Origin of the sequence: Shewanella morhuae (genome assembly GCF_003028295.1) — a bacterium.
Lineage (GTDB): Bacteria > Pseudomonadota > Gammaproteobacteria > Enterobacterales > Shewanellaceae > Shewanella > Shewanella morhuae.
Genome location: NZ_PYSG01000002.1, coordinates 840,429 through 857,448 on the forward strand (window position 1 = coordinate 840,429; position 17,020 = coordinate 857,448).

Here is a 17,020-nt window from a genome sequence, read left to right on the forward strand (position 1 = left end):
GTTATGATCTTTTGTGATTTTAAAGCGTTAGATGCGGCAAAGCCTTGGTATGGTATAAATGATACTGTGATGGGCGGTTTGTCCCGCAGTAAAATGACGGTTTCGCCTTTAGGTTATGCCGAGTTCAGTGGCCATGTTTCACTTGCTAATGGCGGTGGTTTTGCCTCGGTGCGTTGTGAGTTTAATCCTATAGATGTGAGTGGCTTTACGGGGATTTATCTTGAACTTGATAGCGAACAAGATAAACACTATAAAGTGAATTTAAAGGATGTTTACACCCCTCAAAGCACGGTATATCAAGCACCAATGCCTGTGCCAAGTCATCAAGCGATTAGTGCAAGCTGTACAAGAATAGTAAATTGGCAGCGCATCGATATTCCTTTCAGCGATTTTCAGCCACAATGTCGAGGCAAAGCTATTTCCCGTCCGAGTATTGCGTTAAGCCAACTCTGTAGCTTAGGGCTGGTGATTGGTGCCCAGCAAAGTGGTGACTTTGCACTGAAAATCAAAGAAATAGGTTATTACTAACTTCTGCTGCTATTTTTTATAACGGATGAGTTTATTATTCAGCAGCTTGATAAAATAAATAGAAAAAGGATAAGGCCGAGGCGCTTATCCTTTTGGTGAGTTTGACTAATGTGTTAGCTTAAGCGCCGACAATCCCTAACGGTTTGGCCGTTTTCCACGCCCCGCGAGTAAAATCAGGGAAGGTGACTGAGTTACTGCGATCATTGACTGACTGTTCGCTTAAGATATTCACCACCGACCAAGACGCACCATCGTACACATCCTGATCTAAGGCTTCGCCATTGCGTAGGCAATAAATCATGCGCCATAGCATTACAAAGTCCATACCGCCGTGGCCGCCGTTGATTTCAGCCTCTTTACCTATACGTTGCCACAATGGATGATCATATTTGTCGTACCACTTTTGCATGTCCATATCCCATTCGTGGTAACTGTTACCCAAGCTGCCATTTTCTAGGGCGATACGATTCGGGAAACCAGCAAATACGCCATTAGTTCCTTGGATTAAATTGTGGCGACTGTAAGGTCTTGGGGTCGTAGTATCATGTTGCACCATGATGGTTCGGCCCTTAACGGTTTTAATCAAGCTGGTGTTGATATCGCCATTGATGTACTTGAGCTGGTTACGCTCATGATCGGCAGGAAATTCGCGTTTAGCGTAAAGTGCGCGGCCAAGGGCGGGAGAACTCATTGAGGTTAAGTAATCGAATCTGTCACCACGGTTAATGTTCATGTACTGTGAAACTGGGCCTAAACCGTGGGTTGGATACAAGTTACCGTTACGTTTGGTATGCCAATAAGTACGCCATGAGCCCGTTTTATGGTCGATTTCCTTCATCTGCCAGCGTAGCTCATGGATATAAGCGGCTTCGCCGTGGAGTAACTCGCCAAACACGCCTTGGCGTACCATGTTGAGTACCATAAGTTCTTCGCGGCCGTAGTTGACGTTCTCCATCATCATGCAGTTTTTCTGAGTGCGCTCTGCGGTATCAACAACTTGCCAGCACTCCTCTACAGTGAGTGCCATTGGTACTTCGACAAAGGCATGTTTGCCACTCTCCATGGTTTCAATCGCCATAGGCGCGTGCCATTCCCACGGAGTCGAAATAATCACAATATCAATATCATCGCGGCTTAATAGATCGCGATAGCTCAGGTCATTACCAGTATAGACAGTAGGTTTTGGCCGATTTTGTTTAACGATATGATCTGCGGCTCTGTCGAGTACCGCTTGGTGGGTGTCACAAATAGCTTTAAGTTCAACACCTTCTAAATGACAGAATTGCTCGACATGGCTAAAACCTCGCTCGCCGACACCGATAAAGCCGACTCTAACCACATCCATTTTAGGCGCCACAAGTCCAATAACGGATTTACCCGCTTGCGGTTTAGGTGCAACAGTACTGGCGTTGGTATTAAGGGCTATATTGGCGGTGACGAGTCCTGCGGTAGCGGCACCTGCAGCTTTAAGAAAATTGCGACGATGAATATTATGCATAAGGCTTCCTGCTTTATTTTTACCTGAAGATATTGAAATATCGCTTGGTTTTATTAGTGCGATAACTCACCTATTGGTTATATCAGAAACCCTATTCAAATTGGCAAGAAAAGATGTAACAGTACATTCGCCCGATAAATAAGTCTTTTAGCTACCTTTATTTTAGCAATCGGTAAAGAGTGATCTTGATCACGTTTTAATTTGTTAATTGGGCTACACTGCCGATTAATTAATCAAGAGCATTTATCTTATTATTTAAATAGTTAGCAAACATTAATTAACAAAATGATCACATCATATAAGTTATTTAAAGTAATGTGTTGCTATAAGGAGTAAAGAGTCAAATGGGTTCTATGCTTAATGTACTGCCACAACTGGCTTTCACCTCAGGTGATTGGGTATTGCATAAGGATATCAGGATGTCAGGAATCGAAAAACGCCGTCGCCTTCATTGGCGGGAGACCGATATGCAAAATCGCGAAATTATAGGCCGTTGGTTAGATGAACGTCCTTTATTGGGTGATAAAATTACCCTCTATAAAGAAAACGATAAATATTTTTTAGAAACCTGGTTTAGCGATGGGTGCCATAGTTTAGATGAAGTCTATATGACGCAAACATCCGAGGGCCATAAGCTAGAAGATGTCGGTGGTAATTTTTTTGGTGAATTCTTTATTGTGACTCAGTCAAAGCAATTACAATTTTGTAATGAACAAGGCTGTTATTTCCAAGTAGACAAATTAGCGGCCGATGCACATCCGGTGCAAAGTATGCGCGTCGCGTAAATGCATGTTCAATATTTTAATATATCAAAAGGTCGCATTAGCGACCTTTTGATTTTATCTAGTTTATGTGTAGACGGTTAGCCGTTAAAGGGATGTTTGCTACTAAAAAATAATGGCTTATTCGAATACGGATGAGACAGACTTAAGCTTTGTGCATGTAAGCATAAACGCGGTTTGGCTTTGATAACTTCGGCATCACCGTAAAACTCATCACCTAAAATCGCATGGCCTAGGGCAAGCATATGCACACGTAATTGATGAGTGCGGCCTGTTTCTGGCGAAAGCTCGATTAAGGTGCTGTTTTCTCGGCGCTCTAGTACACGGTAGTGGGTGAGGGCGCTTTTACCGCCAGTCGCTCCCTTTTGTAACGTCTTTTGATAGGGCGGATGCTCTGAGTCTGGCGCTATCGCGAAGTCAATAACGCCCTGTTCCTGCGTCACATCTCCCATTACTTCGGCGATATAAACTTTCTTACTCTGCCTATCTTGAAACTGCGTTTTTAAATGTGACTCGGCTTTTTTATTACGGGCGAACACCATAATGCCCGAGGTCGCGCAGTCGAGCCGATGCACTAAAATTGTTTCTGGATAGAGGCTTTGCAAACGGGTTAGCGCGCAATCGAAGGTGTGTGCTGCTCGACCGGGATTGGACAATAATCCCGAAGGTTTATTGATGATAATCAGGTCTCTATCTTTATAGCGTATGTCTAGCCAAGGAACTGCGGGGGGGTGGTAATCAAATATCTGCATCTTATCCTCATTTTCTCGCGGCCATATTAACAAAATTTACCTAGGCCAACTGCATAATTTTATGCTTGCTAATGTTTAGAGGGGAGAGGGTAAAAATTCGGCTGGCGTCTTACGACTCCAAATACGACTATAAGCCATTAATTGCGGGTAAAAAGTGCGAAACGCCGTTTCAATTTCGATCTGCATTTTATCGATAATTTTATGACTGTCTTTAAATAGCGCAGCTTGTGGGTGCTGTTTTGCCACTTGTGCTAAAGCGCGACGTAGCCCTTGCTCGTTAGTGTAACTGCCTAGCCAGTCTTCGCTGCGCATGGGTGGAATGAGCGTTAACAGAGATTGAGGATGATATTGATCATGGCCTTGGGCTGCGAAAGACGCTAGGGCGCCATACGCCTTCTGGCTAAATGCATCGAGTGGTTCTGGATGATATTCTTCCCAATAGTAAGCCAAGTAATGATCAAAACTCACCGCCATCAGCTCTGCTGCTATGCTTTTTAAGGCTACAGGAAAGGCTTCCATTAGTTCGATAGTGAGTTCGTGGCTAGCGCACAGAGTGTTAATTTCTTGGTTGAGCCATAAAGCTTGCCGTAATTCCATAGGCGCTTGCGCTATTGGTGCTTGAATATAGTTACCCGCCACATTAGCGGCAAGATGAGTTTTACTGATATCGGCAAGATGTAAGTGTGTAAGAAAGTTCATATATATGCTTGGTTAACCACGTCGGTTCACGGTAGCATGCAGTAGTGCGCTTAGGAAAGCGCCCAAGGTAAAAATGTAGTTTTTTTTCACTTTTTTAGGATCATGGATGATGTGGAACTGGTTTACTAAAATGCTCGGTAAAGACGAGCGGCCTAAGCGCAAAAAAATATTAGTTGAAATCCCCTTTGAACAACACCCTTTTAGCTTGGATGATTTTAGCCCCGCACGGCTTAAATATGCTGCCGATGAGAATGTATCCTCTGAAGGAGCCAATCCACAGTGTCTTGAGCAAGAAATAGACACTGGCAATAAGTAATCTTGATCTTATTGGCCTCTACCCTATAGACTAGCCGCCGTTTAACGCTATCTTGAGGCCACTATGCGCGTTGCTGACTTTTGTTTCGATCTCCCTGATGAGCTGATCGCTCGTTATCCTATGGCGCAGCGTAATGCATCACGCCTACTCACTTTAGATGGCAACTCTGGCGCGTTAGGTGATAAACAATTTACCGATCTACTGGGGATGATTAATCCCGGTGATTTAATGGTATTCAATAATACCCGAGTGATCCCCGCGCGTATGTTTGGCCAAAAAGCCAGTGGTGGTAAGTTAGAAATTTTAGTTGAGCGTATGCTCGATGATAAGCGTATTCTCGCCCATGTTCGCAGCTCTAAATCTCCTAAAGTCGATTCATTAATCCACCTTGATGGTGGCTATCAAATGAAGATGGTGGCGCGCCACGATACTTTATTTGAACTCGAACTGTTAGCTGAGTTGACCATTTTAGAAGTACTCGAAGCCGTAGGGCATATGCCGCTACCGCCTTATATCGATAGACCCGATGAAGATGCCGATAAAGAGCGCTATCAAACTGTGTATAACCTAAACCCTGGCGCGGTTGCAGCGCCGACGGCTGGTTTACATTTTGACGATGCGATGCTTGAAGCATTAAAGGCTAAGGGCGTGAATATTGCCTTTGTGACCTTGCATGTCGGTGCAGGAACTTTCCAGCCCGTACGCGTTGACACAATTCTTGAGCACAAGATGCATTCAGAGTGGGCTAATGTACCGCAGGATGTGGTCGATTTAATCGCGCGAACTAAAGCGGCAGGTAAACGTGTGGTTGCCGTTGGCACAACATCAGTGCGTTCACTCGAAAGTGCTGCGCGCGCAGGTGGGGGTGAGCTCAAAGCTTTTAGCGGTGATACCGACATCTTTATTTATCCCGGTTATCAGTTCCAAGTTGTTGATGCTATGGTGACTAACTTCCATTTGCCAGAATCTACCTTAATCATGTTAGTGTCTGCCTTTGCGGGTTTTGATCATGTTATGGCGGCGTATCAACATGCAATCGCACAAAAATATCGCTTTTTTAGTTATGGTGATGCCATGTTTGTGACGAAAAAAGCCCACTAGAGTATGATTTTGCTTTAAAATAGCCGCCCACAGTGAGTAATGGGGGCAAATTTATTTTATCAAAAGGTTGAACCTTTTTGCATTGTCCCCATCTCTATTGTTAATCAAAATGGCATTGGCCATTAAAAATGTAGTCAGACTGTTTTTCTGGCGAGGTAAATTATGAAATTTGAATTAGATACTACTGACGGCCGCGCGCGCCGTGGTCGGTTGATTTTTGATCGAGGTACAGTAGAAACTCCAGCCTTTATGCCCGTGGGAACTTACGGCACGGTTAAAGGTATGACGCCAGAGGAAGTACGTGCCACTGGCGCTGACATTCTGCTCGGTAACACCTTCCATTTATGGTTGCGTCCAGGCGAAGAAATCATGCGTAAGCACGGTGACTTGCATGATTTTATGAACTGGCAACGTCCTATCTTAACTGATTCGGGTGGTTTCCAAGTATTTAGTCTCGGTGATATCCGTAAGATCACCGAAGAAGGAGTACATTTTCGCTCGCCTATAAATGGTGAGAAAATCTTCTTAGATCCTGAAAAATCAATGCAAATTCAAGATGCGTTGGGCAGTGATGTGGTGATGATTTTTGACGAATGTACCCCGTATCCCGCCACTGAAGATGAAGCGCGCAAATCAATGCAAATGTCTTTACGTTGGGCGAAGCGTTCACGCGATGAATTTGACCGTTTAGAGAACCCTAACTCTCTGTTCGGTATTATTCAGGGCGGTGTGTATGAAGATTTACGTGACGAAAGCTTAAAAGGCTTAGTGGATATTGGTTTTGACGGTTATGCCGTCGGTGGTTTGGCCGTAGGTGAGCCCAAAGCAGATATGCATCGCATTCTTGAGCATATTTGCCCGCAAATTCCTGCTGACAAACCTCGCTATCTGATGGGGGTCGGTAAACCAGAAGATCTCGTTGAAGGCGTACGTCGCGGTGTTGACATGTTTGACTGTGTCATGCCAACCCGTAATGCTCGAAATGGTCATCTGTTTACGAGTGAAGGTGTGATCAAAATACGCAATGCGCGTCATCGAGATGACACATCACCACTTGATGCTAAGTGTGATTGTTATACCTGTAAAAACTATTCACGGGCATACCTTTATCACTTAGATCGTTGTAATGAGATTCTGGGTGCGCGTTTAAACACCATGCACAATTTGAGATACTATCAAATGTTAATGGAAGGTTTGCGCGGTGCGATTGAGACGGGTACATTAGACGCCTTTGTAAAGGACTTCTATACCAATCAAGGTCGCGAAGTACCAGAGTTTGTTGATTGATTTTTTACTAATAAGAAGAGAAAACTATGTTTATTTCAAATGCATACGCAAGCGCTGCCGGCGCACCACAAGGTGGCGGCACGATGGAACTGATTTTCATGCTGGCGATTTTCGGCCTGATTTTCTACTTCATGATTTTCCGTCCGCAGTCAAAACGCGTTAAAGAGCACAAAAACCTTATGTCAGCGATTGGTAAAGGCGATGAAGTGCTAACCAGTGGCGGAATTTTAGGTAAGGTTGCAAAAATCAGCGATGAAAGCGATTACGTGTTACTGAGCTTAAACGACACGACTCAAATCACGATAAAAAAAGACTATATTGCAGCTGTATTGCCTAAGGGCTCTATCCAGTCGTTGTAAGCCAAGAGGGCTCAGGCGTGTTAAATAAATACCCAATGTGGAAAAACATTATGGTGGTGCTTGTCATCGCTATAGGTTGTTTCTATGCCGTACCGAACCTTTTTGGTGAAGATCACGCGGTGCAAGTTGTGGCGACTCGGGGTGCTGAAGTAACCGCATCTACCCAAGCCAGTGTGAACGAGCTGTTAGCCAGCAAGGGCATTGCGGTAAAGCGCTCTGAGCTTGAAAAAGGTCAGTTGTTGGTCCGAGTGCAAAATCCGGAGCAACAACTACTGGCTAAAGAAGTGATTGCCGATAGCCTCGGTGACAATTTTACAGTGGCGCTAAACTTAGCCCCTGCAACGCCTAAATGGCTCGAGTCAATGGGCGGTAGCCCAATGAAACTCGGGCTCGATCTTCGTGGCGGTGTGCATTTCCTAATGGAAGTGGACATGGGCGAAGCCATTCGTAAGATGGAAGAGGCTAAAGTTGCCGATTTTCGTTCGCAATTACGTGATGAAAAAATTCGTTATGCCGGCATTCGTAATAATGGTGCAGGTATCGAAATTAAGTTTCGTGATGCTGAAAGCTTAGCCAGTGCTGAACGTTTCCTTAAGACTCGCAGTAACGATATGGTTTTTAGTGATGTGAGCCGTGGTGAAAATTTCGCCCTGCAAGCGGTCATGAGCGATACCTATATTAAGCAAGTTAAAGAAGAGGCACTGCAGCAAAACATTACCACTATTCGTAATCGTGTTAACGAATTAGGTGTGGCGGAACCAGTGGTACAACGTCAAGGCGCTGAGCGCATTATCGTTGAACTACCAGGGGTGCAAGATACCGCTCGTGCTAAGGAAATTCTCGGTGCTACGGCATCGATTGAATTCCATATGGTGGATGACAAAGCTGATCCGAATGCTGCGCAATCTGGTCGGGTATCTGCAGGTTCTGAAGTGTATCAGCGCCGTGAAGGTGGCACTGTTATATTGAAGAAAGAAGTGATGCTGACGGGTGATCATATCACTGGCGCGCAGCCTAGCTTTGACCAATACAGTCGCCCACAGGTGAGCATTAACTTAGACGCGAAAGGCGGTACCATTTTCTCTGACGTGACCAAAGACAACATAGGCAAGCCTATGGCCACTTTGTTCATTGAATATAAAGACAGTGGTGAGCGCAATGCCGATGGCAGCGTCAAGATGCGCAAAATTCAAGAAGTGATTTCTGTTGCAACTATCCAAGCTCGTTTAGGACGTAATTTTGTGATCACTGGCTTAAGCCATGGTGAAGCACAAAACCTCGCGCTATTGCTGCGTGCGGGTGCCCTGATTGCACCGGTGTCTATCGTTGAAGAACGTACCATTGGTCCAAGCTTAGGTGCTGAAAACATTCAAAGCGGTGTGCAAGCCATGATGTGGGGAATGGCAACTGTCTTACTCTTTATGCTGATTTACTACCGCGCTTTTGGTCTGATCGCCAACCTTGCGTTAACCGCAAACTTAGTCATGGTTGTTGGCGTGATGTCGATGATCCCTGGCGCGGTGTTAACGCTACCGGGTATTGCCGGTATGGTATTGACTGTAGGTATGGCAGTTGACGGTAACGTACTGATTTATGAGCGTATCCGTGAAGAATTACGCGCAGGTCGTAGTGTGCAGCAAGCTATCCATGAAGGCTATGGTAATGCATTCTCAACGATTGCGGATGCTAACATCACCACCTTCATTACGGCGCTAATTTTATTTGCCGTAGGTACGGGGGCGATTAAAGGTTTTGCCGTGACCTTAATGATAGGTATTGCAACTTCCATGTTCACCGCTATCGTGGGTACTCGCTCAATCGTTAACGCGGTTTGGGGTGGTAAGCGCGTGAAGACTCTGTCTATCTAAGGGGAAGTGATAATGATTGAAATTTTATCTTTTAAACATACGGTAAACTTCCTCCGTCATGCTCTGCCAATCAGTATTATGTCAGCAGTGTTGGTGCTGGCATCGCTAGTATCACTAGGCGTCAATGGTATTAATTGGGGGCTTGATTTTACTGGCGGTACCGTCGTTGAAATGGAGTTTACTCAGCCAGTTGATTTAAACGCGCTGCGAGTGCAATTGACAACGCCAGATTCTGAAGGTGCCATCGTACAAAACTTTGGTTCTAGCCGTGACGTCTTAGTACGTTTACAGGTTAAAGAAGGCGTTAAAAGTGATGTGCAAGTTAAATCCGTCATGGAAGCAGCGCAGAAAGTTGATCCACAAGTACAGCAAAAGCGGGTTGAGTTTGTTGGTCCACAAGTGGGTAAAGAACTGGCTGAACAAGGCGCTTTAGCTGTATTAGTGGCACTGATCTGTATCATGATTTACGTGTCATTTCGTTTTGAATGGCGCTTAGCTTTTGGTTCAGTGGCAGCTCTGGCACACGACGTGATTGTGACGTTAGGGGTCTTTTCGGTATTCCAATTGGAATTTGATTTGACCGTTTTAGCGGGTCTATTGACGGTTGTGGGGTATTCTCTCAACGATACTATCGTGGTATTTGACCGTATCCGTGAAAATTTCCTTAAGATGCGTAAGAGTGACCCTGAAGAAATCGTCAACGTTTCTATCACTCAAACCATGAGCCGGACGATTATCACTACAGGTACGACTTTAGTGACGGTCATAGCTTTGTTCCTTAAGGGCGGCACAATGATCCATGGCTTTGCGACTGCATTGCTGATGGGTATTTTTGTGGGTACCTATTCATCTATTTATGTGGCGAGTTTCTTGGCCATTAAACTGGGCATCAATCGTGAACATATGATGCCAGTTGAGATAGAAAAAGAAGGTGCAGACCAACCTCCAATGATGCCTTAACTGCTACGTTGGCGTAAAAACCACCCTCGGGTGGTTTTTTTTTGCATATAAGAATGGGTGACACATGTTGCTTGCCAAATTCCCTGCTCACTATGGTTTGCTGCGTAAAATGTCGTTGTTAATGTTATTAATGAATGATGTAAAAAACAGCACTCGACAGACTTGGCTATTTAGCAGTAGGATGACGGCAACCCAAATTCTAGAGACTTGTAGCCGTAGGATGTCCCATGGAAGAACGTAAGGTATTAGTTGCAGGTGGTAATCTATTACAAGCCCATACATGGAAAGGTTTATTAGAAACTTGTGGTATTCACGTTGAGCTCAGAGGTGAAGCGTTGTTAGGTGGTGTTGGTGAACTCCCTACCGGAATGCAAAATGTGGAGTTATGGGTGCGAGAGTCCCAACATGGGCCTGCACAAATTCAGTTAGAAGCCCTGGATGTTGAAAGTCCACAATGGCAATGTGTGTTGTGCCATGAAACCAATGAAGGTAGTTTTGAGCTTTGTTGGCAATGCAGCTCGGAGCGTAGCGAAAGCCACAATTAATCTAAGTACGTTATCTAAACATGTAGTGCTATTAAGGTTAATTCTTTATTAATGGTGCCGTAAAAAGATTGTTTGAGCCAGATGAGCGCATTACACTTTGTTGATAAACTGACTTTGCTTATAAGCTAACTTCACCTCATCATTCAATATCTTACCTAGGAGTCTGCGATGCAGTCCCCCAATGCCTTTTCTGCTCTTGTTAATGCTATTTTGCCAAAAATAACCGAAGTGACCATAGAAGCTTATCAATTAGATGACAGCTGGCATTTAATTGATGTGCGTGAGGATCGCGAGTGGCTACAGGATCATTTACCCCAAGCTCAACATTTAAGTCGCGGTATTTTAGAGCGTGATATTGAAACACGTTTCCCCGATAAAAATACTCCCATTTTGCTCTACTGCGCCGGTGGTGCGCGATCAGCCTTGGCGGCCCATAATCTGCAACTCATGGGTTATACCCGCGTTGCCTCTATGGTGGGTGGTTATAAGGGCTGGATACAGCGACAATTACCTGTTGTACAGGATTAAGCGTCTAGGACCCATTTCAATGCAATATTTCCCCTTATTTATCGATACAGTTAATTTGAATGTCTTGCTGGTGGGGGCAGGCGATGTGGCCAGCCGTAAGTTAGCACTATTAACACGTACCGAGGCTAATATTCACGTGATAGCCCCAGAGATTAATCCTGAAGTGCGGGGTTATGCGGATGCAGGCCGTATTCTTATTTCTGAACGTAATGTGGTCCACGCTGATATTCAAAACTATGATTTAGTCTATTTAGCCACCGCTAATGATAGTTTAAATGCCGAGTTAGCGACCCTAGCAACCGCGCGGGGTATTTGGGTTAACGCTGTTGATAATCCTGCATTTTGCCGTTTTATTACCCCATCCATTGTCGATCGTGGCCGTTTAGTGGTGGCCATAAGCACTGCGGGCGCCGCGCCGGTATTTGCGCGTACCATTCGCTCACGTTTAGAGACCAGCTTGCCGCAATCACTTAAGCCTTTATTTGATTTTGTCGCCGATAGACGTGTAGAAGTGCAAGATAAACTCGATTCAACATCAAAACGTCGCTTATTTTGGGAACGCTTTTTCGATACCAATGGCGACCGTTTTGATAATCGTACTGCCGAACATTATTACAATGCGTTTGATAGTTTAGTCAGTCGTGGTGAAATATTGCTAATTGATGATGCTACTCAAATTGATTTATTACCGCTCGCGGCGATACCGCTATTACAACGGCTCGATTGGATATATAGCCAAGATGAGGTGAGTGATGCACTGACTGAACTCGTGCGTCGTGATGCTAATCGTGGTTCTTTACCTGCGCTTAGTGAATTGAGTCAACAGTACGAGCAAGGCGCTCGGATGTTGCTAGTGGCTGATACGCAAAAAATCAATCAGTTGAAAGCACATTTCCCTATGGCCAAACATTTACGCCAAGGCGCACTTTAATACTCAATGTGCCATTGTTCGTTTGAGCTAACACTGAGTCTCAGGTAGACTCAGCGACCTTATTTTAGGATTTCGCTTTTTCAGGATTTCACTCAGTACTTACTCTGCACTTAGGATGATTATGGCCCCCAAAGCGACCGTGTTTAAGGTCAATTTACAGATTGCCGATATGGATCGACATTATTACCAAGATCATCAACTAACATTGGCCCAGCATCCTTCAGAAACCGATGGTCGCATGATGGTACGTTTATTGGCGTTTATTATTAATGCCAGTGAAAGCTTAAGTTTTAGTAAAGGCATGTGCGTTGAGGACGAGCCTGAATTGTGGGATAAAACTTTATCCGGTGAAATTGATCTTTGGGTTGAGTTTGGTCAAGCCGATGAAAAATGGCTGAGAAAGGCCAGTGGCCGTGCCAAAGTAGTGCAGTTATTTACCTATGGTGGCCGCAGCGTGCCTATTTGGTGGAAGCAAAATCAGCAAACGTTAGATCGTTATCAAAACCTTAAAGTATGGAATATTGCTGAAGAGTCAGTCGCCGCGATGGAAATCTTTGTTGGCCGTAATATGGCATTACAGGTTTCTATTAGTGAAGGCCAAATTTGGTTATCTGATAGCGAAAACAGTGTGCTGATCGAACCTGAAATTCTTAAAGATATTTAATCACGCATTTTATAAAAAGTGCCGATAGCGAATGCCTTCACTTAAAAGTATGCGGCATTAACTATCGGCGCTGTTAGTTTATTAGTCTGTTAACAATCGGCTGGGTAAAAGCAATTAACTGAGTAAAACTTCTTTTTAAATATCAGCTTAGCGCGTCAGGATTCACGTTATGGAGCTGATTATTTAGCTGGCGCTTCTTGCGCTTCAACTAAGCTTGAATAACCGCCACCATCATAGGTTTGCGTGTATCCAGCAGTGACTAAGGCTTTGGTTGCAATGCTGCTACGGCGGCCGCTGTGACAATACAGCACAACAGGGGCGTCTTTGGCGATGCCACGCTTAGCAAATTCCTCAGCCACTTGCTCAAAGGGAATATTGACGGCATTGGCGATATGCCCTTCAGCAAACTCCTCTGGTGTTCTAACATCAAGCACCATAGCGCCTGTCGCAATTTTATCCCACGCAATGGCTGGATTTTGATCGGCGGCATTTGACATCATCGGCATTAGCATTAGTGAGGATAGGCTTAACAGCGCTAAGCGCATTAGGTTTTGGCCACGTGTAATAAGGTTGTGGATCACTTTATCTCTCCTTGAAGACTTGTTTTAGACCAGCTTGGTGTAGCCAAGCTGGTATTCGCTAACCTTACTATTATGTACTGACTTGGTATTGGTTAGCTTTGCTTGGCAATTTGAGCCTCTGATTTTACACCTAATTTACGTAAAACCATGGCCGCAGGGCAAAAACCTGTAAAAGCACTTTGTAATAGGTTAGCGCCAATAAATGCGGTTAACCATATAAAATTGTGGTGCACATACGCGGTTAGCACTAGTGACAATAACACCATCAATCCGGCAAAAGCCATAATGCTGCGTTCTATTGACATACTTTACTCCTTGAGACCGTCTGGGTAGCGGCCTTTGTTGTGGTTAGTTTTGTGGTTAGTTTAGGGTTGATTTAGGGTCATACGATTTTTCATTGTTGTGTAATACAGCACTGGAATAACGATTAACGTCAGTATGGTTGAGATAAAAATACCAAAGATCAGACTAATCGCTAAGCCATTGAAAATAGGGTCATCAAGGATGAACAAGGCGCCTATCATGGCTGCAAAAGCGGTCAGCATAATGGGTTTTGCCCTTACGGCGCCAGAGTGGATCACTGCTCGCTCAAAGGGCACGCCGGATGCGGTTTCTTGATTGATAAAATCGACCAATAATATTGAGTTACGCACAATAATCCCCGCTAGCGCTATCATGCCTATCATAGATGTGGCAGTGAATTGGGCACCGAGTAGTGCATGGCCTGGCATCACCCCAATCACCGTAAGTGGGATAGGCGCCATGATGATGAGCGGCACCAGATACGATCTAAACTGCACCACCACCAAAAGATAAATCGCGATCATGCCGACAGCGTAGGCTATGCCCATGTCTCTGAAGGTTTCGTAGGTGATTTTCCATTCGCCATCCCAAAGCACGGCGATAGAATCGAGCCCTGTGGGTTGGTGAATATAATGTTGTTCAAACCCTAAACCATCCTTGCCATCGATGTTGTCTGCCATATCGAACATACCGTAGAGCGGGCTGTCCAGTGGACCTGACATATCAGCGACGACCATGATCATCGGGACCATATTTTTATGGATAATCGGTGCATCAATGGTGCCGCGTTTGATGGTTACTAACTCAGAAATAGGTACAGATTGACCTGTCTGGCTGAGCAACTTCATATTCAGCACTTGCTCTAAATCAATTTTTGCGCCTTCTTCTAATTGCAAACGAATCGGTACAGGTTTTTTTTGCTGCGCTTGGTGTAAATAACTCACGTCTTTGCCGCCAACGGAAGTGGCAATCAAATCGACAATATTGCTATAAGGTACGGCCATCAGGCTGGCTTTACTGCGGTCGATCATCACTTGCCATTTTTGCTGGGCTGCGGGCAAGAAAATATCGATATCGACTACATCTTTGGTTTCATGGAACAGTGCCTGCATTTCATAAGCGGCTTGTTCGCGAATAGCGGGGCTTGGGCCATAAACTTCGGCCACCAGCGGCGACCATACTGGTGGCCCAGGTGGTACTTCAACTACTTTGATATTGGCTTGATATTGCTCGCCAATTTTTTGCAAATCTTCCCGTACTGATACCGCAATGCTATGGCTGTCGCGCTTACGGTGTTTTTTATCTACCAGATTCACTTGAATATCGCCAAGTTCTTGGCTGTTACGTAAAAAATAGTGGCGCACTAAGCCGTTAAAGTTCATTGGCGCGTTAGTGCCGGCATACAATTGCAGGTGTTCGACCTCGGGGACGGTAGTCAGGTAGCGACTCAAATCCTGTAGCACTCTTTGTGTTTGCTCTACGGGCGTGCCTTCTGGCATGTCCACCATCACTTGAAACTCGGACTTGTTATCAAAGGGCAGCATTTTCAGTACCACGAGCTGACCAATGGGGAGCGCGACAGCGATGCCAATTAATACAAATACGCCAGCAGCCAGTCCCATTCTTGCCTTACGGGCATTTTTACCCAGCAGGAAAGGGCCAATTAAGTGGGTGAAGAGGCGCACCATCTTCGTTTCGGCTTCATCCTCGTGCGATGCTTGGGCGCTATCGTGCTTGTCATTGTGTTTAAGCAGTTTACGACTGAGCCAAGGGGTTACGACAAAGGCAACCACCAAGGAAATCAACATGCCCATACTGGCGTTGATGGGAATCGGGCTCATGTAAGGCCCCATTAAGCCCGACACAAAAGCCATCGGTAGCAGTGCCGCAATAACGGTGAACGTCGCCAGAATCGTCGGCCCACCGACTTCATCAACCGCCACAGGGATAAGCTCACTAAAAGATTTTTTGCCGAGCGCCATATGCCTGTGGATGTTTTCAACCACGACGATGGCATCGTCGACCAAAATACCGATGGAAAAAATCAGGGCGAATAAGGACACGCGGTTTAGGGTAAATCCCCACGCCCAAGAGGCGAAAAGGGTGATCGCTAGTGTGATAATAATAGCCACACCCACAACTAAGGATTCGCGGGCCCCCATGGTTAAAAAGACCAGTACGACAACGGCGCTGGTGGCAAAAATTAGTTTTAAAATAAGGGTGTTAGATTTATCCGCCGCGGTTTCGCCATAGTTACGCGACACAGTGACTTCAATATTAGCGGGGATCAATACATTGTCGACCTTAGCAATCCGCTCAATCACACTGTCGGCGATATCGACGGCATTTTGGCCCGCTTGTTTACCAATTGCGATAGTAACAGCTGGATAAATATCGTTTTTATCTGCATGCCAAACGCTCTGCTTAGGGATATCACTCTTTAAACTGATTTCAGCAATATCTGCCAGATAAATGGGGATAGGTTTACCTTGTTTATCTTGATAGACACTAACGACTAATTGCTTAAGATCATCAATAGATTGTAAAAACTGCCCAGCCTGAACTTTAATCTCTTGATTACCTTGCACTAAGGATGCAGGCATAGAGACCATATTATTGTCATTCAGGCTTTGTCTTAACTTGTCGTAGGTCAGATTAAAGCTGTTCATCTTGGCGGGATCGATGCGTATGTTGGCCACTATTTCGTGTTGGCCAACGGTGTAGATTTCGCGGGTGCCTGCAATACGCTTAATTTCAGTTTCTAATCCAAGGGCGACATGGGTCAGCTGCTCGGCAGAAACCTGCCTGTCCTTAGACCACAAGGTTAAACTCACAATAGGCACATCATCGATGCCGCGGGGTTTTATTAGCGGTTCGCCAACACCAGCGTCTCTTGGCAATTTATCCATATTGGAATAAATCTGGTTGTACAGGCTGACGATGGCATCATTGCGCGCCACGCCGACCTTAAAGATGACGATGATCATCGCGCCATCGGGCTGTGAGAATGAATATAGGGTATCTATACCTTTGATTTCGGAGATTACCTGCTCTGCTGGCAGTGTGACTAAACTTTCAACTTCAGTAGGCGTTGCACCGGGAAAAGGGATAAACACGTCGGCAAAGGTGACGTCAATTTGCGGTTCTTCTTCCTTTGGCGTTACCAAAATCGCGAATAAACCGAGTAAGAGCCCGAGAAGCGCTAAAAGTGGCGTGATGGCGCTATTTTGGAAGGCTGCGGCGATTCGACCGGAAATCCCAAGTGTGGTTTGTGGTGCTGGCGCATGTTTCATAAAACAACCTCAACAAAGCTAACGT

General features: G+C 45.1%; 18 protein-coding genes. 12 read left to right on the forward strand and 6 right to left on the reverse strand.

Annotated features, from left to right (window positions below):
- The first annotated feature begins 3 nt into the window (after positions 1 to 3).
- On the forward strand, positions 4 to 528 hold the full coding sequence (locus C9I43_RS04210) for a CIA30 family protein (RefSeq protein WP_107882294.1): 525 nt from the start codon (positions 4 to 6) through the stop codon (positions 526 to 528).
- A 118-nt stretch (positions 529 to 646) separates the two neighbouring features.
- Here C9I43_RS04210 and C9I43_RS04215 read toward each other — a convergent pair whose 3' ends face one another.
- On the reverse strand, positions 647 to 2,026 hold the full coding sequence (locus C9I43_RS04215) for a Gfo/Idh/MocA family oxidoreductase (protein WP_107882296.1): 1,380 nt from the start codon (positions 2,024 to 2,026) through the stop codon (positions 647 to 649).
- A 344-nt stretch (positions 2,027 to 2,370) separates the two neighbouring features.
- Here C9I43_RS04215 and C9I43_RS04220 point away from each other — a divergent pair, with 344 nt between their 5' ends.
- Positions 2,371 to 2,811 carry a hypothetical protein gene (locus C9I43_RS04220; RefSeq protein ID WP_076498068.1) on the forward strand — a complete coding sequence of 147 codons (441 nt, stop codon included), beginning with the start codon at positions 2,371 to 2,373 and terminating at the stop codon, positions 2,809 to 2,811.
- A gap of 77 nt (positions 2,812 to 2,888) precedes the next feature.
- Here C9I43_RS04220 and C9I43_RS04225 read toward each other — a convergent pair whose 3' ends face one another.
- On the reverse strand, positions 2,889 to 3,560 hold the full coding sequence (locus tag C9I43_RS04225) for an RluA family pseudouridine synthase (RefSeq protein WP_107882298.1): 672 nt from the start codon (positions 3,558 to 3,560) through the stop codon (positions 2,889 to 2,891).
- Between the two features lie 75 nt (positions 3,561 to 3,635).
- Positions 3,636 to 4,259 carry an acyl carrier protein phosphodiesterase gene (locus C9I43_RS04230; RefSeq protein ID WP_076498071.1) on the reverse strand — a complete coding sequence of 208 codons (624 nt, stop codon included), beginning with the start codon at positions 4,257 to 4,259 and terminating at the stop codon, positions 3,636 to 3,638.
- A gap of 106 nt (positions 4,260 to 4,365) precedes the next feature.
- Here C9I43_RS04230 and C9I43_RS04235 point away from each other — a divergent pair, with 106 nt between their 5' ends.
- The 10 genes from C9I43_RS04235 (at position 4,366) to C9I43_RS04280 (ending at position 12,818) form a co-directional block, all read left to right on the forward strand.
- Positions 4,366 to 4,575 (forward strand): hypothetical protein, encoded by a 210-nt coding sequence (locus tag C9I43_RS04235; protein ID WP_076498072.1) that lies wholly within the window; start codon positions 4,366 to 4,368, stop codon positions 4,573 to 4,575.
- 63 nt (positions 4,576 to 4,638) lie between these two features.
- The gene (queA, locus tag C9I43_RS04240) at positions 4,639 to 5,676 is read left to right on the forward strand and encodes a tRNA preQ1(34) S-adenosylmethionine ribosyltransferase-isomerase QueA (protein ID WP_076498074.1); all 1,038 of its coding nucleotides are present in this window, start codon (positions 4,639 to 4,641) and stop codon (positions 5,674 to 5,676) included.
- 162 nt (positions 5,677 to 5,838) lie between these two features.
- Complete coding sequence (gene tgt, locus C9I43_RS04245) at positions 5,839 to 6,963, forward strand: tRNA guanosine(34) transglycosylase Tgt (RefSeq protein WP_107882300.1); 1,125 nt, start codon at positions 5,839 to 5,841, stop codon at positions 6,961 to 6,963.
- A 26-nt stretch (positions 6,964 to 6,989) separates the two neighbouring features.
- Complete coding sequence (gene yajC / locus C9I43_RS04250; RefSeq protein WP_076498077.1) at positions 6,990 to 7,322, forward strand: preprotein translocase subunit YajC; 333 nt, start codon at positions 6,990 to 6,992, stop codon at positions 7,320 to 7,322.
- 17 nt (positions 7,323 to 7,339) lie between these two features.
- Positions 7,340 to 9,190, forward strand: a complete 1,851-nt coding sequence (gene secD / locus C9I43_RS04255; RefSeq protein ID WP_076498078.1) for a protein translocase subunit SecD — start codon at positions 7,340 to 7,342, stop codon at positions 9,188 to 9,190.
- A gap of 12 nt (positions 9,191 to 9,202) precedes the next feature.
- A complete protein-coding gene (gene secF, locus C9I43_RS04260; protein ID WP_076498080.1) occupies positions 9,203 to 10,150 on the forward strand; it encodes a protein translocase subunit SecF in 948 nt (315 codons plus the stop codon).
- Between the two features lie 227 nt (positions 10,151 to 10,377).
- Positions 10,378 to 10,695 carry a putative signal transducing protein gene (locus C9I43_RS04265; RefSeq protein ID WP_076498082.1) on the forward strand — a complete coding sequence of 106 codons (318 nt, stop codon included), beginning with the start codon at positions 10,378 to 10,380 and terminating at the stop codon, positions 10,693 to 10,695.
- A gap of 168 nt (positions 10,696 to 10,863) precedes the next feature.
- Complete coding sequence (locus C9I43_RS04270; RefSeq protein WP_076498083.1) at positions 10,864 to 11,223, forward strand: rhodanese-like domain-containing protein; 360 nt, start codon at positions 10,864 to 10,866, stop codon at positions 11,221 to 11,223.
- 19 nt (positions 11,224 to 11,242) lie between these two features.
- Positions 11,243 to 12,154, forward strand: coding sequence for a precorrin-2 dehydrogenase/sirohydrochlorin ferrochelatase family protein (locus tag C9I43_RS04275; protein ID WP_076498085.1), 912 nt, complete (start codon positions 11,243 to 11,245; stop codon positions 12,152 to 12,154).
- A gap of 121 nt (positions 12,155 to 12,275) precedes the next feature.
- Complete coding sequence (locus C9I43_RS04280) at positions 12,276 to 12,818, forward strand: YaeQ family protein (RefSeq protein WP_107882302.1); 543 nt, start codon at positions 12,276 to 12,278, stop codon at positions 12,816 to 12,818.
- Positions 12,819 to 12,997: 179 nt separating this feature from the next.
- Here C9I43_RS04280 and C9I43_RS04285 read toward each other — a convergent pair whose 3' ends face one another.
- From C9I43_RS04285 to C9I43_RS04295, 3 genes are all read right to left on the reverse strand, one after another.
- Positions 12,998 to 13,399: a rhodanese-like domain-containing protein gene (locus tag C9I43_RS04285; RefSeq protein WP_107882304.1), complete on the reverse strand. Its 402-nt coding sequence runs from the start codon at positions 13,397 to 13,399 to the stop codon at positions 12,998 to 13,000.
- A gap of 92 nt (positions 13,400 to 13,491) precedes the next feature.
- The gene (locus tag C9I43_RS04290) at positions 13,492 to 13,704 is read right to left on the reverse strand and encodes a YgaP family membrane protein (protein ID WP_076498090.1); all 213 of its coding nucleotides are present in this window, start codon (positions 13,702 to 13,704) and stop codon (positions 13,492 to 13,494) included.
- 60 nt (positions 13,705 to 13,764) lie between these two features.
- Positions 13,765 to 16,995 (reverse strand): efflux RND transporter permease subunit, encoded by a 3,231-nt coding sequence (locus tag C9I43_RS04295; protein ID WP_107882306.1) that lies wholly within the window; start codon positions 16,993 to 16,995, stop codon positions 13,765 to 13,767.
- Between the last annotated feature and the right edge of the window lie 25 nt (positions 16,996 to 17,020).

Bases quoted from the DNA above. Each gene is read 5' to 3' on its own strand.
- yajC (WP_076498077.1), top strand. From the start codon at position 6,990: ATGTTTATTTCAAATGCATACGCAAGCGCTGCCGGCGCACCACAAGGT.
- C9I43_RS04235 (WP_076498072.1), top strand. From the start codon at position 4,366: ATGATGTGGAACTGGTTTACTAAAATGCTCGGTAAAGACGAGCGGCCT.
- C9I43_RS04295 (WP_107882306.1), bottom strand. From the start codon at position 16,995: ATGAAACATGCGCCAGCACCACAAACCACACTTGGGATTTCCGGTCGA.
- C9I43_RS04265 (WP_076498082.1), top strand. From the start codon at position 10,378: ATGGAAGAACGTAAGGTATTAGTTGCAGGTGGTAATCTATTACAAGCC.
- tgt (WP_107882300.1), top strand. From the start codon at position 5,839: ATGAAATTTGAATTAGATACTACTGACGGCCGCGCGCGCCGTGGTCGG.
- C9I43_RS04225 (WP_107882298.1), bottom strand. From the start codon at position 3,560: ATGCAGATATTTGATTACCACCCCCCCGCAGTTCCTTGGCTAGACATA.
- C9I43_RS04210 (WP_107882294.1), top strand. From the start codon at position 4: ATGATCTTTTGTGATTTTAAAGCGTTAGATGCGGCAAAGCCTTGGTAT.
- C9I43_RS04220 (WP_076498068.1), top strand. From the start codon at position 2,371: ATGGGTTCTATGCTTAATGTACTGCCACAACTGGCTTTCACCTCAGGT.
- queA (WP_076498074.1), top strand. From the start codon at position 4,639: ATGCGCGTTGCTGACTTTTGTTTCGATCTCCCTGATGAGCTGATCGCT.
- C9I43_RS04270 (WP_076498083.1), top strand. From the start codon at position 10,864: ATGCAGTCCCCCAATGCCTTTTCTGCTCTTGTTAATGCTATTTTGCCA.
- C9I43_RS04275 (WP_076498085.1), top strand. From the start codon at position 11,243: ATGCAATATTTCCCCTTATTTATCGATACAGTTAATTTGAATGTCTTG.
- C9I43_RS04215 (WP_107882296.1), bottom strand. From the start codon at position 2,026: ATGCATAATATTCATCGTCGCAATTTTCTTAAAGCTGCAGGTGCCGCT.
- C9I43_RS04290 (WP_076498090.1), bottom strand. From the start codon at position 13,704: ATGTCAATAGAACGCAGCATTATGGCTTTTGCCGGATTGATGGTGTTA.
- C9I43_RS04230 (WP_076498071.1), bottom strand. From the start codon at position 4,259: ATGAACTTTCTTACACACTTACATCTTGCCGATATCAGTAAAACTCAT.
- secF (WP_076498080.1), top strand. From the start codon at position 9,203: ATGATTGAAATTTTATCTTTTAAACATACGGTAAACTTCCTCCGTCAT.
- C9I43_RS04280 (WP_107882302.1), top strand. From the start codon at position 12,276: ATGGCCCCCAAAGCGACCGTGTTTAAGGTCAATTTACAGATTGCCGAT.